The organism is Streptomyces sp. NPDC006544 (assembly GCF_040611715.1).
GTDB lineage: Bacteria > Actinomycetota > Actinomycetes > Streptomycetales > Streptomycetaceae > Streptomyces.
Genome location: NZ_JBEXOV010000054.1, coordinates 37,918 through 51,101, shown reverse-complemented (window position 1 = coordinate 51,101; position 13,184 = coordinate 37,918). Strand labels below are relative to the sequence as shown.

The 13,184-nt window shown below is 73.2% G+C and carries 10 protein-coding genes and 1 pseudogene; 5 read left to right on the top strand and 6 right to left on the bottom strand.

Features of this window, described 5'->3' with window-relative positions; translation table 11 throughout:
* The 3 genes from ABZY44_RS23715 to uvrB all read right to left on the bottom strand — a co-directional run.
* Positions 1-1,093, bottom strand: a 1,093-nt coding sequence (locus ABZY44_RS23715; protein ID WP_356656959.1) for a TerD family protein, incomplete at its 3' end; no start/stop codon positions are given.
* Positions 1,094-1,154: 61 nt separating this feature from the next.
* Positions 1,155-1,733: a TerD family protein gene (locus ABZY44_RS23710; RefSeq protein ID WP_123077559.1), complete on the bottom strand. Its 579-nt coding sequence runs from the start codon at positions 1,731-1,733 to the stop codon at positions 1,155-1,157.
* Between the two features lie 86 nt (positions 1,734-1,819).
* Positions 1,820-3,979, bottom strand: coding sequence for an excinuclease ABC subunit UvrB (uvrB, locus tag ABZY44_RS23705; RefSeq protein WP_356656957.1), 2,160 nt, complete (start codon positions 3,977-3,979; stop codon positions 1,820-1,822).
* Between the two features lie 243 nt (positions 3,980-4,222).
* Between uvrB and ABZY44_RS23700 the strand changes: the two genes are divergently transcribed.
* The 3 genes from ABZY44_RS23700 (at position 4,223) to ABZY44_RS23690 (ending at position 7,256) form a co-directional block, all read left to right on the top strand.
* Entirely contained in the window at positions 4,223-5,107 is an 885-nt protein-coding gene (locus tag ABZY44_RS23700; protein ID WP_356656955.1) for a glycerophosphodiester phosphodiesterase family protein, read from the top strand.
* A 43-nt stretch (positions 5,108-5,150) separates the two neighbouring features.
* Complete coding sequence (locus ABZY44_RS23695; protein ID WP_356656953.1) at positions 5,151-5,714, top strand: methylated-DNA--[protein]-cysteine S-methyltransferase; 564 nt, start codon at positions 5,151-5,153, stop codon at positions 5,712-5,714.
* 348 nt (positions 5,715-6,062) lie between these two features.
* Positions 6,063-7,256, top strand: a complete 1,194-nt coding sequence (locus tag ABZY44_RS23690; RefSeq protein ID WP_356656965.1) for an MFS transporter — start codon at positions 6,063-6,065, stop codon at positions 7,254-7,256.
* Here ABZY44_RS23690 and ABZY44_RS23685 read toward each other — a convergent pair.
* A complete protein-coding gene (locus ABZY44_RS23685; protein ID WP_356656951.1) occupies positions 7,250-7,663 on the bottom strand; it encodes a cupin domain-containing protein in 414 nt (137 codons plus the stop codon). The genes ABZY44_RS23690 and ABZY44_RS23685 overlap by 7 nt on opposite strands.
* 259 nt (positions 7,664-7,922) lie before the next feature.
* Here ABZY44_RS23685 and ABZY44_RS23680 point away from each other — a divergent pair, with 259 nt between their 5' ends.
* Both ABZY44_RS23680 and ABZY44_RS23675 read left to right on the top strand, forming a co-directional pair.
* Positions 7,923-8,873, top strand: coding sequence for a pseudouridine-5'-phosphate glycosidase (locus tag ABZY44_RS23680; RefSeq protein WP_356656949.1), 951 nt, complete (start codon positions 7,923-7,925; stop codon positions 8,871-8,873).
* Positions 8,874-8,953: 80 nt separating this feature from the next.
* Positions 8,954-9,802, top strand: a pseudogene (locus ABZY44_RS23675) (PfkB family carbohydrate kinase); the annotation flags it as partial.
* A 150-nt stretch (positions 9,803-9,952) separates the two neighbouring features.
* Here ABZY44_RS23675 and ABZY44_RS23670 read toward each other — a convergent pair.
* Together ABZY44_RS23670 and ABZY44_RS23665 are read right to left on the bottom strand one after the other, a co-directional pair.
* The gene (locus tag ABZY44_RS23670; RefSeq protein ID WP_356656947.1) at positions 9,953-11,161 is read right to left on the bottom strand and encodes a sensor domain-containing protein; all 1,209 of its coding nucleotides are present in this window, start codon (positions 11,159-11,161) and stop codon (positions 9,953-9,955) included.
* A gap of 216 nt (positions 11,162-11,377) precedes the next feature.
* Positions 11,378-12,775 carry an erythromycin esterase family protein gene (locus tag ABZY44_RS23665; protein WP_356656945.1) on the bottom strand — a complete coding sequence of 466 codons (1,398 nt, stop codon included), beginning with the start codon at positions 12,773-12,775 and terminating at the stop codon, positions 11,378-11,380.
* Between the last annotated feature and the right edge of the window lie 409 nt (positions 12,776-13,184).

The following is a 13,184-nucleotide window of genomic DNA, read 5'->3' as shown; positions in this document are numbered from 1 at the left end:
GCGCCCGCGCGACCAGCTCGTCGCGGCGGGCGCGGGCGCCGTCGCGGGCGGCGCTGCCGGAGCCGCCGAGGCGGTGGCGCGGGTCGGACAGCGCCTCGTCGAGCTCGCGGTCCATGCGGGAGTCGGCGAACTCGACGGCGCCGCGGTAGGCGGCCACCGAGCGGGCCATGTCCTCGAACATGCCCCACACCTGGTTGTAGAGCCGCTCTTCCATGGACCAGCCGCTCGCGTCCCCGGCGACGGGCCGGGGCGGTTCGCCGGGCTGCGCCGGCGCGGCGGCGCGCGGGGCGGGCTCGGGCGGTTCGGTGCTGGTGCGGCGGCGCGGGTGGGCGTAGCTGATCGTGGGCGGTCCGCCGGCGGTGTCGCCGCCGGACGTGCCCGCGTAGGGGGCCCCGGGGGCCGGGAGCGGATCCGGGGGCGCGGGAGCCGCCGGGGCCGGCGGCGCGTCCGGCGCCGGGGTCGGGTGGGGGGCGGGGGCCGGGGCCCGCAGGCCGCGCGGCACGGTGGGCGTCGTCCCGGTCGGCATGGCCGCCAGGGTGATGTCGCCCGGCGCCGTAAGTCCCGTCGCGGCGGCGGTCAGCTCCGCGGCCGCGGGGGCGCTCAGGCCGGCGTCGGCCAGCAGCGCGCCGAGCCCGCCGGCGTACCCCTGGCCGACGGCGCGGACCTTCCAGGCGCCCTGGCGCCGGTACAGCTCCAGGGCGAGGACCGCGGTCTCGGAGTCCAGGTCGGTCAGCGTGTACCCGACGAGCTCGGCGCCCTCCGGTTCGGCCACCGACACGTAGGACGCCGGGACCGCTCCGAAGCGCGGCGGACCGCCGGGCGGCAGGACGAGCACGACGCCGACCCGGTGCACGGCCGGGCCGACCGCGTCGAGGTCGACGGTCATGCGGTGCCGCGCCGCGATCCCTTCGGGCGCTTCGAGCCCCGGCAGGGCACGGGCGCCGGGGTGGGCCACCGCTCCGGGCCCGGCGAGCCGGCCCGCGTCGTCGCAGACCTGGACCAGCGCGAGCACGGGTGTGCCCGCCGAGATCCTGACCTCCACCCGGCTCCGGGACAGGGGGTGGTTCTGCCCCCGGACCAGTTCGGCCGTCATCGTGCAGCCCCTCCCCCGTACCCGTTCTTCAGCCGTGCCGTCGGTCGCGCCGTGCTTCGTCCTACAGGTGCGGCAGGATCGCCGGCATCAGGTCCTGGAAGGTCCGCCCGTTGGCCGGGTTCCCGAGGGCCGTCATCTGCCAGCCGCTGCCGACGCGCGACACCTTCGCCATGATCTGCGCGGTGTACTGGCCGCCGCCGTCGAGGGTGTAGCGGGCCAGCTCCTGGCCGTTGGTCTCGTCGACGATGCGGCAGAACGCGTTCTGCACCTCCTGGAACGTCTGGCCGGTGAAGGAGTTCACCGTGAAGACGATCTGGTCGATGTGCACCGGCACGCGCTGCAGGTCGACGAGGATCGACTCGTCGTCCCCGCCCTGGCCGACACCGCCGACGAGGTTGTCGCCGGTGTGCCGCACCGAGCCGTCGTCGCTCTGCAGGTGCCGGAAGAACACGACGTCCACGGGCTGCTTGTCGGCGAAGAGCACCGCCGACGCGTCGAGGTCGATCTCCCGGGTCCGCGAGCCGAAGAGCCCGCGGCGCTTGGCCGCCTGCCAGCCCAGGCCCATGCGGACCGCGGTCAGCGTGCCCCCGTCCGCCTTCTGCAGACTGATGGCCTGACCCTTGGTCATGTTGACCGTCACGCGCTGTCCCCTCTCCCTAGCCCGCCCCGTTGTGGGTGCGCAGCGTGTACCTGCGGCTGGTGCCAACCCTACTGACCGCCTCCGGGTCAGGCGAGGCCCGCTTCCTTCATCTGTCGGAGCTCCTTCTTCAGCTCGCTCACCTCGTCCCGGATCCGGGCCGCGACCTCGAACTGGAGCTCCGCGGCCGCGCCGCGCATGCGCTCGGTCATCTGCTCGATGAGAGAGGCCAGTTCGGCGGCGGGCCGGTCGGTCGCCACCACGCCGGCCTTCGCACCCTTGCCGCCCTTGCCGCCCTTGGCGTCCGCCTTGGCCTGCCCGGCCGCCTTGCCGCCCAGCGCCGGGACCGGCGCCTTGACCGCCTTGCCGTCCTTGGTCTGGCGGTACCCGGTGCCGAGGAGCTGCTCGGTGTCGAGCTCCTCGCGGGCGATCGTCGCCACGATGTCGTTGATCTTCTTGCGCAGCGGCTGCGGGTCGATCCCGTGGGCCGTGTTGTACGCGACCTGCTTCTCACGGCGCCGGTTGGTCTCGTCGATCGCCTGCGCCATGGCCGGGGTGATGGAGTCCGCGTACATGTGGACCTGGCCGGAGACGTTGCGCGCCGCGCGGCCGATGGTCTGGATCAGGGAGGTGCCGGAACGCAGGAAGCCCTGCTTGTCGGCGTCGAGGATCGCCACCAGCGACACCTCGGGCAGGTCGAGGCCCTCGCGCAGCAGGTTGATGCCGACGAGGACGTCGTACTCGCCGGCGCGCAGCTCGCGCAGGAGCTCGATGCGGCGCAGGGTGTCGACGTCGCTGTGCAGGTAGCGGACCTGGATGCCGAGCTCCAGGAAGTAGTCGGTGAGGTCCTCGGCCATCTTCTTGGTGAGGGTGGTGACCAGGACCCGCTCGTCCTTCTCGACCCGCTGGCGGATCTCGTGCACGAGGTCGTCGATCTGGCCCTCGGTGGGCTTGACCACGACCTCCGGGTCGATGAGGCCGGTCGGGCGGATGATCTGCTCGACGAAGCCGTCGCCGCGCGAGAGCTCGTACTTCCCCGGGGTGGCCGACAGGTAGACGGTCTGGCCGATCCGCTCCTGGAACTCTTCCCACTTCAGCGGCCGGTTGTCCAGGGCCGAGGGGAGGCGGAAGCCGTGGTCGACCAGCGTCCGCTTGCGGGAGGCGTCGCCCTCGTACATCGCGCCGATCTGCGGGACCGTGACGTGCGACTCGTCGATGACGAGGAGGAAGTCCTCGGGGAAGTAGTCGATGAGGGTGTTGGGCGCCGAACCCCGCTCGCGGTCGTCCATGTGCAGCGAGTAGTTCTCGATGCCGGAGCAGGAGCCGATCTGGCGCATCATCTCCAGGTCGTAGGTGGTGCGCATGCGCAGCCGCTGCGCCTCGAGCATCTTGCCCTGCTTCTCCAGCTCGGCGAGGCGCTCGGCCAGCTCGGTCTCGATGCCGCGGACGGCCTTCTCCATGCGCTCGGGGCCGGCGACGTAGTGGCTGGCGGGGAAGACGTACAGCTCGCGGTCGTCGCTGATCACCTCGCCCGTCAGCGGGTGCAGGGTGGACAGCGCCTCGATCTCGTCGCCGAACATCTCGATGCGGACGGCCAGTTCCTCGTAGACCGGGAAGATCTCGATGGTGTCGCCGCGCACCCGGAAGGTGCCCCGGGTGAAGGCCACGTCGTTGCGCGTGTACTGGATCTCGACGAAGCGGCGCAGCAGCTGGTCGCGGTCCATCTCCTCCCCCACCTTGAGGGGGACCATCCGGTCCACGTACTCCTGCGGGGTGCCGAGGCCGTAGATGCAGGACACGGACGCGACGACGATCACGTCGCGCCGGGTGAGGAGGGAGTTGGTCGCGGAGTGGCGCAGCCGCTCCACCTCCTCGTTGATCGAGGAGTCCTTCTCGATGTAGGTGTCCGACTGCGGTACGTAGGCCTCGGGCTGGTAGTAGTCGTAGTACGAGACGAAGTACTCGACGGCGTTGTTCGGCAGGAGCTCGCGGAACTCGTTCGCCAGCTGGGCGGCGAGCGTCTTGTTGGGTGCCATCACCAGCGTGGGCCGCTGGAGCTTCTCGATCATCCAGGCGGTGGTCGCCGACTTGCCGGTTCCGGTCGCGCCGAGCAGCACGACGTCCTTCTCACCTGCACGGATGCGCTTCTCCAGCTCGGCGATGGCCGTCGGCTGGTCGCCGCTGGGCTGGTAGGAACTGACGACCTCGAAAGGCGCCACCGTGCGTTCGATCTTCGATACGGGCCGCATGGGTCAACCGTACGACCCTCCACTGACACTCCACGCTCCCGCGGCCGTCGGATCCCCGCGGGTCGTCTGGTCCGTTTGTCGTAGTTCGGTGGCGCCCCCACGATCTTCAACCCCATGATCGCCGTACACGGCTCTCCCTGAAAGACCGTCGAACACCGCAATCCCGCACGTGCACTGCCGCAACGAATGCCGCTCCACGCCCGTTTGAGGCAGGAGCAGGGCTCACGACCGAGGAGAACGCGCATGTACGTCCGACCCGTCGCCGCGGCCACCGCCGCCTTCCTGGGACTCACCCTCACCGTGTTCGGCGCGACGGCCGCCTCCGCGGCGCCCGGTCCGGACTGGCTCTCCAACCCGATCGTGTACGCCCACCGGGGGGCCTCGGCGTACGCGCCGGAGAACACCCTCGAGGCGATCGACCTCGCCATGCGCATGGGCATCGACTGGGTGGAGAACGACGTCCAGCGCACCAAGGACGGCGAGCTCGTGGTGATCCACGACGACACCCTGGCCCGCACCACCGACGTCGAGCAGGTGTACCCCGACCGCAAGCCGTGGCGCGTCAAGGACTTCACGGCCGAGGAGATCCGCGGGCTGGACGCGGGCAGCTGGTTCGCGCCGCGGTTCGCCGGCGCCCGCGTGCCGACCCTGCGGGAGTACATGGACCGGGTGCAGCGCAACTGGCAGCGGCTGCTCCTGGAGATCAAGAAGCCGGAGATCTACCCCGGGATCGAGGAGCAGACCCTGCGGGTACTGGCCGACACCGGCTGGCTCGACGAGAACCACGTGAGCCGGAGGCTGGTCGTCCAGAGCTTCAGCGCCGAGTCCGTGCGCATCGTGCACGAGCTGCGCCCGGACCTCGTGACGGCCTTCCTCGGCACCCCACCCGTGGCCGATCTGCCCCGGTACGCGCAGTTCGCCGACCGGATCAACCCTTGGTACACCACGATCAACGAGGACTGGGTGGCGGCGGTGCACGGACTGCTCGGCGCCCACGGCAAGGCGATGGAGGTGGACACCTGGATCGTGGACGACGCGCAGACCGCCCGGAAGGTCCAGGACATGGGCGTGGACGGGATCATCACGAACAAGCCCGATGTCGTACGGGACGCGGTGGGCGCGTACTGAACCGGGGAGCTCCGCTGTCAGCGGGTGGCCGTACCGTGAGGGGGTGGACAGCACCGAGCGGCCCCGCGGGCCGCGCCTCGAATGGACCGTCGTCCCCAGCGACATCGGGCCCCTGCTCCTGGCCGCGACCCCGGAGGGTCTGGTCCGGGTCGAGTTCCACGCCGGGCCGGACCGGGCCGAGCGGGCGACCGGCGCGCTGATCTCCCGGCTCGGCGCCGACGCCTGGCGTCCGCCGTCGGGCGAGGAGGTCCTGCTGGCCGAGCCGATACGCCAGCTGACCTCCTACTTCGCCGGCACCCTGCGCCGCTTCGACCTGCGGCTGGACTGGCGGCTCAGCTCCGGCTTCAACCGGCAGGTCCTGCGGGAACTGGACCGTTCGGTGCCCTACGGGGCGGTCGTGAGCTACGGGGAACTGGCCGCGCGCGTCGGCCAGCCGGGCGCGGCGCAGGCCGTCGGCAACGCCATGGGATCGAACCCGCTGCCGCTGGTGGTGGCCTGCCACCGGGTCGTGGAGAACGACGGGGGCATCGGCGGCTTCGGCGGCGGCGTGGAGACCAAGCGCGTCCTGCTCGCCCTGGAGGGCGTGCTCCCGCCGCCGCTGTTCTGATCTCCGCCGCGTCCGCCGCGTCCGTCGCGCGGTCCGCTGCGACGCCCCGGCCGATGCGGGTTCCGTCGCCCGTCCCGATGCCTCCTGCTCTGCGCGCGGCCCCGGCCGCGAGGCTCCGCTCCCGGCGGCCGCTTATCCGGTTCCGCCGGGCGGTAAGGGGTGCGAAACTGCCGCGGTGACTACTGCTGCCGCCGCGCCCGCCCCCGTACCGCCCCCGTGTCCGTGTCCCGGTCAGGGGCCGACCGCGTGAGCGCCGGGCCCGCCGCCGACCGGACCGCCGCGCCGGTGACCCTCGCCGACCTGCCCCGACTCCAGCGCCGGACCTCCGGCGTGCTGATCGCCAGCCAGATGCTGAGCGGGATCGGCGTGCCCGTCAGCATCGCCCTGGCCCCGGTACTGGCCACCGAGATCAGCGGCACGGAGTCGCTGTCCGGCTTCGCCTCCACCGCCGCCGTGATCGGGACGGCCCTGGTCTCGCTCCCGCTCGCCGCCCTGATGACCGCCCGCGGCCGTCGCCCCGGCCTGGTCCTGGCCTACCTCATCGGCGCCGCCGGCGCGGCCCTCGTGGTCCTCGCCGCCTCGGTCAAGAGCTTTCCGCTCCTGATGCTCGGCATGGCCGCCTTCGGAGCCGCCTCCTCCGCCAACCTCCAGGCCCGCTTCGCCGCCTCCGACCTCGCCGAGCCCGGCCGCCGCGCCCGGGCCATCTCCCTGGTCGTCTGGGCCTCCACCCTGGGCGCGGTGCTCGGCCCCAACCTCTCCGCCCCGGCCAGCCGCAGCTTCGCCGGCACCTCCATACCCGAGATGGCGGGGCCCTTCGTCTGGGCCGGCGCCGTCTTCCTGCTCACCGCCGCCCTGATCGCCGTACTCCTGCGCCCCGACCCGCTCCTGACGGCCCGCGCGCTCGCCGCGCCCGCGGAACAGACCCGCGCCGGGCGTTCGCTGCGCGCCGGTTTCGCGGCCGTCAAGGCCTCCCCACGGGCCCGGCTCGCGCTGGTCACCATCGCGGTGTCCCACACCACCATGGTCTCGATCATGGTGATGACCCCGGTCGACCTGGGCCACCACGGCGCCGAGCTGCAGCTCATCGGGCTGGTCATCAGCGGACACATCGCCGGCATGTTCGCCTTCTCGCCGGTGATGGGCTGGCTCGCGGACCGGCTCGGCCGGCTGTCCGTGATCGGCCTGGCGGCCGGGCTGCTGTCGGTGGCCGCCCTGCTCGCCGGCACGGCCGGCCCGGACCACGCCCAGAGCGCGGCCGGGCTGTTCCTGCTCGGCCTCGGCTGGTCCGCCGGCATGGTGTCCGGGTCGGCGCTGCTGACCGACTCGGTGCCGCAGCCCGCGCGGGCCGCGGTGCAGGGGCTGAGCGACCTGACGATGAACACGGCAGCGGGCGTGGGCGGCGCGGTCGCCGGTCTGATCATGTCCCAGGCGGGCTACGGCTGGCTCAACGCGGTCGGCGCCGCGTTGCTGCTGCCGATGGCGGCGCTCGCGCTGTTCACCTCGCGCCGCCACCCGGTGAAGGCGTCCTCAGCGGCTCAGTAGCTGATGTGGTACGCCTTGCGGAGCGTCTCGTGGATGGTCCAGGTCGTCTTGTCGCCCTCCCGCAGCACGCAGGCCGAGCCGGGTCCGACCTCCAGCGTCGCGCCGCCCTCCACCTCGATGGTGGCGCGGCCGCTGACCACCACGAACAGCTCGTCGGCCTCGGTGTCGGTGACCACCCCGGGGGTGATCTGCCAGATCCCGCGCACCTGGGAGCCGTCCGCCGCCTCCCACAGCACCTTGCCCGTCACCACCGGCTCTCCGGAGAGGACCTGTGCGGGATCGAGGTCCTCGCGCTCCAGTTCCGTGTCCGGAAGGTCGGGTACGGAGACGGCGAAGGAAGCGGGGGCGGGGGCGGGTGCGGGGGCGGAGGCCTCGGACGGGGCGGCGCTGTGGTCACTGGTGCTCATGGCGCGCCAGCCTAATCCGGGCCCACCGCGCCCCGGGGTGACCAGAGCGTCCAGCGCGCGCCTTCCCGGCGCGTCACCCTGTCGAGCCCGACGGGCCGGTGCCACGGCCGGTGGGACATCGCGCGGGCCACGGGGTGCCCATCCCTCACATACTGCTCGTGCTTCTCATGCTTCTCACTCGGGACGCTACGCGGACAGGTTCGCGCCCGGTCGGCGGCGGCGCGTTTGGGGCGCCGGATCCCGTGCCAGGGATGGGGACATGTCACAGCACACAGCAGCGTCGTCATCGGCCGAGGCCCCCGTTCCGGTCCTGTCGGAGGAGGTGCGCGAGGCCCTCGCCCGGCGGCGGCCCGTCGTGGCGCTGGAGTCGACGATCCTCGCGCACGGCCTGCCCCGCCCCCGCAATCTGGCGGTGGGCCGGGAACTGGAGGAGCTGGTCCGGTCGGAGGGAGCCGTTCCGGCCACGATCGCGGTCATCGACGGCGTGGCCCGCGCGGGACTGGACGAGGCGCGGCTGGAGCGGATCGCGAGCGGCGAGGGCGTGCGCAAGCTCGGCCACCGGGATCTGGCGCCCGCGCTGGCGACGGGGGCGACCGGCGCGACGACGGTGTCCGCGACGGCCTTCCTGGCGGCGCGGGCGGGGCTGCGGGTCTTCGCCACGGGCGGTCTCGGCGGCGTGCACCGGGAGTGGACGCGGTCGCAGGACGAGTCGGCGGACCTGTCGCTGCTGGCGCGGACGCGGATCACGGTGGTGTGCGCGGGGGTGAAGTCGATCCTGGACGTGCCGGCGACGCTGCAGCGGCTGGAGACGCTGGGGGTGGGGGTGCTCGGATACGGGACGGATCGTTTCCCCGGGTTCTACCTGGCCGACTCCGGCGAGCCGGTGGACTGGACGGTGTACCAGCCTGCGGAGGTGGCGGCGGTGATGGCCGCCCAGGACGCACTCGGCGGCCCGGAGTCGGCGCTGCTGGTCGCCAATCCGGTGCCGGAGGCCGAGCAGTTGGATCCGGAACTGCACGACCGGGTACTGGCCGAGGCGCTGTCGGAGTGCCGGGAACGGGGCATCACGGGGCAGGCGGTGACACCGTTCCTGCTGGGGTTCCTGGTGCGCGCGACGGGCGGGGCCTCCCTGGAGGCCAACCTGGCGGCCGTACGCGGCAACGTGCGCCTCGGGGCGCGGATCGCGCGGGCCTGGGCGGCTCGGCCGTGACCGGAGGCGGGCCGGCTTCAGGCGGACCGGGTTCAGACCGGCCGGCTTCAGACCGGCCGGCTTCAGACCGGCCGGGTGCCCTGCTGGTCGTCGGGGACGTGGTGACCGACGTGGTGGCGGTACATGCCGAGCCCCTGGCCCCGGCCACCGACACCCCGGCCCGGATCCGGACCCTGCCCGGGGGCGCGGGGGCCAACGCGGCCTGCTGGGCGGCCCGTACGGGGCTCGCGGACGTGCGGCTCCTCGCGCGGGTGGGCGGTGAAACGGCGCGGTGGCACGAGCGGGCCCTGCTCGACGCGGGCGTGCGGCCGACCTTGGTGATCGATCCGGCCGAGCCGACCGGCACGGTGGTCGCGCTGGTCGGCCAGGACGCGGAGCGGACCTTCCTGACCGACAGCGGCGCCTCGCTGCGGCTCGCCCCCGAGGACTGGGTGCCGGAGCTGCTGGACGGAGCGGCCCATCTCCACCTGTCCGGTTATCTGTTCTTCGCCGCCAGCAGCCGGGACCTGGCCCTGGTGGCGCTGCGGGCGGCCCGCGCCCGGGACGTGCCGGTGAGCGTGGACCCGGCGTCGGCCGGGTTCCTGGCCGCGCTGGGTCCGGGGCGCTTCCTCGACGCCGTGGCGGGGGCCGGCGTCCTCCTGCCCAACGAGGACGAGGCCTTGTTGCTGGCGGGGCTGACCGGGTCGCCCGGGTCCGGGTCCACCGAGGCGGGCGGGGTGGCGCGGGCGGCGGCGGAGCTGAGCCGGCGGGTGCCGCTGGTGGTGGTCACCCGGGGCGTGGCCGGGGCGCTGATCGCCGAGGACGGCCGGGTGACCGCCGAGGTCGCGGCGGAGAGCGCCGAGGCGGTGGACTCCACGGGCGCCGGGGACGCGTTCACCGGCGCCTTCCTGGCGGCCCGGCTGGCGGGCGCGGGCTCGGCCCGGGCCGCCGGGGCCGGCGACCAGCCCCACCGCCCCGCCCGCACCTGGCCCACCCCGGCCGGCCCCGGGCGGCTCCCCCGCCGAGGGCCGGCGTGGCGGCGCCGCGAGCCGGTCCGGCCTGGGGGCGGCGGCGCCGTGTGCTGGGCGGCCCGGGGCGGGCTACGACCGCCAGGGGAGTTCGGCGGTCGCCGTCGTACCGCCGTCGTCGGAGACCTGGAGCAGCAGGCGCTCCCGGGCCTTCCACACGTCGACCGAGGCCGATCGAGCGTGCTTGCTGATGTTCTGCAGCAGCTCCGCGACCGCGAAGTACGCGATTCCCTCGATCGCCGCCGTCGGCCGCGCCGGAAGGTCCACCGCGACCCGCACCGGAACCGCGCACCGCGAGGCCACCGCGGACAGCGCCGCGTCCAGCCCCCGGCCGGTCAGCACGGCGGGGTGGACGCCCCGCGCCAGTTCGCGCAGCTCCCGGAGCGTCAGGTTCACCTCGCTGCGGGCCTCGTCGACCATCGCCGCCGCGCGCTCCGGGCCCTGCGGGTCCTCGAGCAGCTTCTCCTTCGCCCGCCCCAGGCCCGTGGAGAGCGCCGCCAGCCGGGCCTGCGCCCCGTCGTGCAGGTCGCGTTCGACGCGCCGCAGGTCGGCCCCGGCGCTGTCCGCGACGGCGCCCCGGCCGGACTCCCGCTCGATGAGCCGGGTGTCCGGCCGGGACGGCCCGAGCAGCCCGCTGACCAGGAACCGGTCGACGGTGGTCAGGGCCCGGACCACCCACGGCGTGGCGAGCGTGAACGCCAGCCCGATCAAGGAGGTGAGGGCGATCGCGGCGGGCGAGTCGGCGAAGAAGGCGTAGTCGTCGCGCTGGAAGAGCTGGAGACCGGGCTGGTCGGTGAAAGCCGGGAACACCCAGAACCACAACGGGTACGACAGGCAGGCCCCACCGGTCGTCACGAAGACCAGCGCCACCCCGAACCCGAATGCCGCGAACGGGACGTGGACGACGCAGTACAGCACGTGCCGCCACGCGCTCCCGCTCTTGAGCAGCGCGCCCATCGCGGACAGGGCCCCGCTCTCCCTCGCCCGGATCGGCGCGGGATCGGCGATCTCCACCCCGAGCAGGCTGCGCGCCCGCGCCCGCTCCAGGTGCCCGAACTCGCGGCACAGGGCCAGTGCGCCGGCCAGGACCGGGACGCCGAGGAAGGTGAAGAACAGCCCGGCGCCGAGACCCACGCCCGTGATCGCCAACGAGAAGTACACGAGGCTCAGCGGCAGCCCGCTCAGCAGGTGTCCGAACTCGCGCCAGGTGCGCGCCGCGAGCGGGGCACGCAGGAACGCGCCGATCCCAGCGCCCGGGCCGCCACCCTCGCCTTCACCCATGATTGCGACCAGTACGTTCCGTCGACCCGCTCGTGCATCTTTCACGCTTTCACCCTGCCGCCCGGAACCCCGGCGCACCATGCGGCGGGTCGGCCTGTCGGCCCGGGGGATAACCCCCCTGTCGCGCGCCCGCTCTTCAGGCGGCCTCCAGCGAGAGTCCCGGCGTGCGCTGCTCCGGCACGCCGGGAGCCGCCGCCCGGATCGTCGGTGCAGCCTTCAGCGGGCCGACGGGGTCAGCAGCTCGGCCGCGGTCACCTGGTGCAGGTGGATGAGGATGTCGTGTGACCGCGCCAGCGAGATCTGCGGATCCGTGTGGGGGGCGGGGTAGGCCGTCCCGATGCGCTTGACGGTGTGCGGGGCGGCCAGCCAGTCGCGCGCCCCGGCCGGTGCGTTCCGCAGATCGACGACGAAGTCGCGCAGGCGGACCCGGTCCAGGGTGTGCTCGGCGCTGCCGGGCTGCGAGGCTCCTACGGTGACCTTCCGCATGACGCCGTCCTCCCCGGTGGCGTTGAACGAGCCCCGGTCGAAGGTGGTGGCGATGCTGACGTAGCGGTCGCCCAGCGCCTCGCGCAGGAAGGTGCCCTGGACCTTGGGGTAGGAGGCCGGCGTGTAGGTCTCCAGGGCGACATGGGCGTTGTGGGCGGCCAGCAGGATCTTGTGCCCGGTGCGCTGTTCCCACCAGACCACGTTCGCGGCCATGACCGAGTCGCGGTAGCGCATGCTCTCCACCACCTGCTGCGGGTCGTCGTAGTCGTAGGCGAAGAGACGGGCCATCTGGTCGATCGCGGTGGCCTGCTGCACGGCCCACGCGTACGCCTCGCCGTCGGCACCCCGGCCCGGTCGCCGCTGCTCGAGCAGGGTCACCGCGAGCGCCGTCCGCTCCGCGAGGGCCTTCCGCTCGGCGAGCGGCTTCGCCAGGTACGCATTGACGTAGCCGTCCACGCCGGTGGCCGGGCGCATGTCCCGGTAGAGCTCGGCGAAGCGCGGCGCCAGTCGGGGGAGTGCCCCGGCCACGTAGGCGTTCACCTGGTCGTACAGGTCCGGACCGGCGTACGCGCTGTCGTTGCCCATGAACTGCACCGGGTCCTTCGGGTGCTTGACGTTGTAGTCGCGCATCCACTGCACCAGGTCGCGGTACTCGGCGTTGTTCCAGCTGGCGTAGACGTTCTGGAACTCCTCGTCCATGAGCTGCCGCAGGTTTCCCTTGCCGTGCAGGACGTAGTCGTTCAGCCGCAGTCCGGCGCTCCAGCTGCCTTCGAGTGCGAAGGTGCGGAAGCCCTTCTCCTGCACGAGGTAGCGGAACACCCGGTGCTTCATCGTGAAGAACTCGTGTGAGCTGTGGGTGGCCTCACCCAGACCCACGAGCTTGGCGTCGCCCACCATCCTGCCGAGGGCCCGTAGATCCTTGAGGCTGTCCTGCGGGTCGGTGGACCGCAGCGGGGCCGCGATCCGGTCCAGGGCCGCGACCGGAGACTCGGCAGCAGAGGCAGAGGCAGAGGCGGCCGAAGCGGCCCGCGCGGGCGACGCGGTGGCGGCGGGTACGGCGACGATCGACGCGCCGATCGAAAGGAGTAGGACGGGCAGTACGGCCAGAGCAGGCTTGTGAAGGTGCATGCCTCCAGGCTGTCCGGCCACGGATGCGCCGACCATGTGACACACCCCCTGATCGAGCCGGGGGGTTTCCCCCTCCCGCTCCGCCGGCGGAGGCGGCTCGTCCGCCGCCGGTCGCTTCAGTGCCGGGCGTCTCCTCGGTGGTCCTCCGAGGCCTTCTCCACACGATCGGCGTCGGCGGGCGGCGCGGACGACCCTGTTCCCGTACGGGAGGGCACTCCGGGAGGGCGGCCGTGTTCGTCGACCATCGCTCCGTTGTCGGGCAGATCCGGGATCTCCCGTCCGGCATTCCTGTCTTTCGCGGGCTCGCTGTTCTTCACGTCCGTCCCCTTCACGTTCTGCGTCTGCGTCTGCGGCGGCCGCCAGGCGCCAAGGGCCAGGCGCCGGGCACCGCAGTGTGCGACTGCCCCGT

Excerpts from the sequence above, each read along its gene's own strand:
- uvrB (WP_356656957.1), bottom strand. The coding sequence starts at position 3,979 with ATGCGGCCCGTATCGAAGATCGAACGCACGGTGGCGCCTTTCGAGGTC.
- ABZY44_RS23700 (WP_356656955.1), top strand. The coding sequence starts at position 4,223 with ATGTACGTCCGACCCGTCGCCGCGGCCACCGCCGCCTTCCTGGGACTC.
- ABZY44_RS23690 (WP_356656965.1), top strand. The coding sequence starts at position 6,063 with ATGCTGAGCGGGATCGGCGTGCCCGTCAGCATCGCCCTGGCCCCGGTA.
- ABZY44_RS23685 (WP_356656951.1), bottom strand. The coding sequence starts at position 7,663 with ATGAGCACCAGTGACCACAGCGCCGCCCCGTCCGAGGCCTCCGCCCCC.
- ABZY44_RS23680 (WP_356656949.1), top strand. The coding sequence starts at position 7,923 with ATGTCACAGCACACAGCAGCGTCGTCATCGGCCGAGGCCCCCGTTCCG.
- ABZY44_RS23670 (WP_356656947.1), bottom strand. The coding sequence starts at position 11,161 with ATGGGTGAAGGCGAGGGTGGCGGCCCGGGCGCTGGGATCGGCGCGTTC.
- ABZY44_RS23665 (WP_356656945.1), bottom strand. The coding sequence starts at position 12,775 with ATGCACCTTCACAAGCCTGCTCTGGCCGTACTGCCCGTCCTACTCCTT.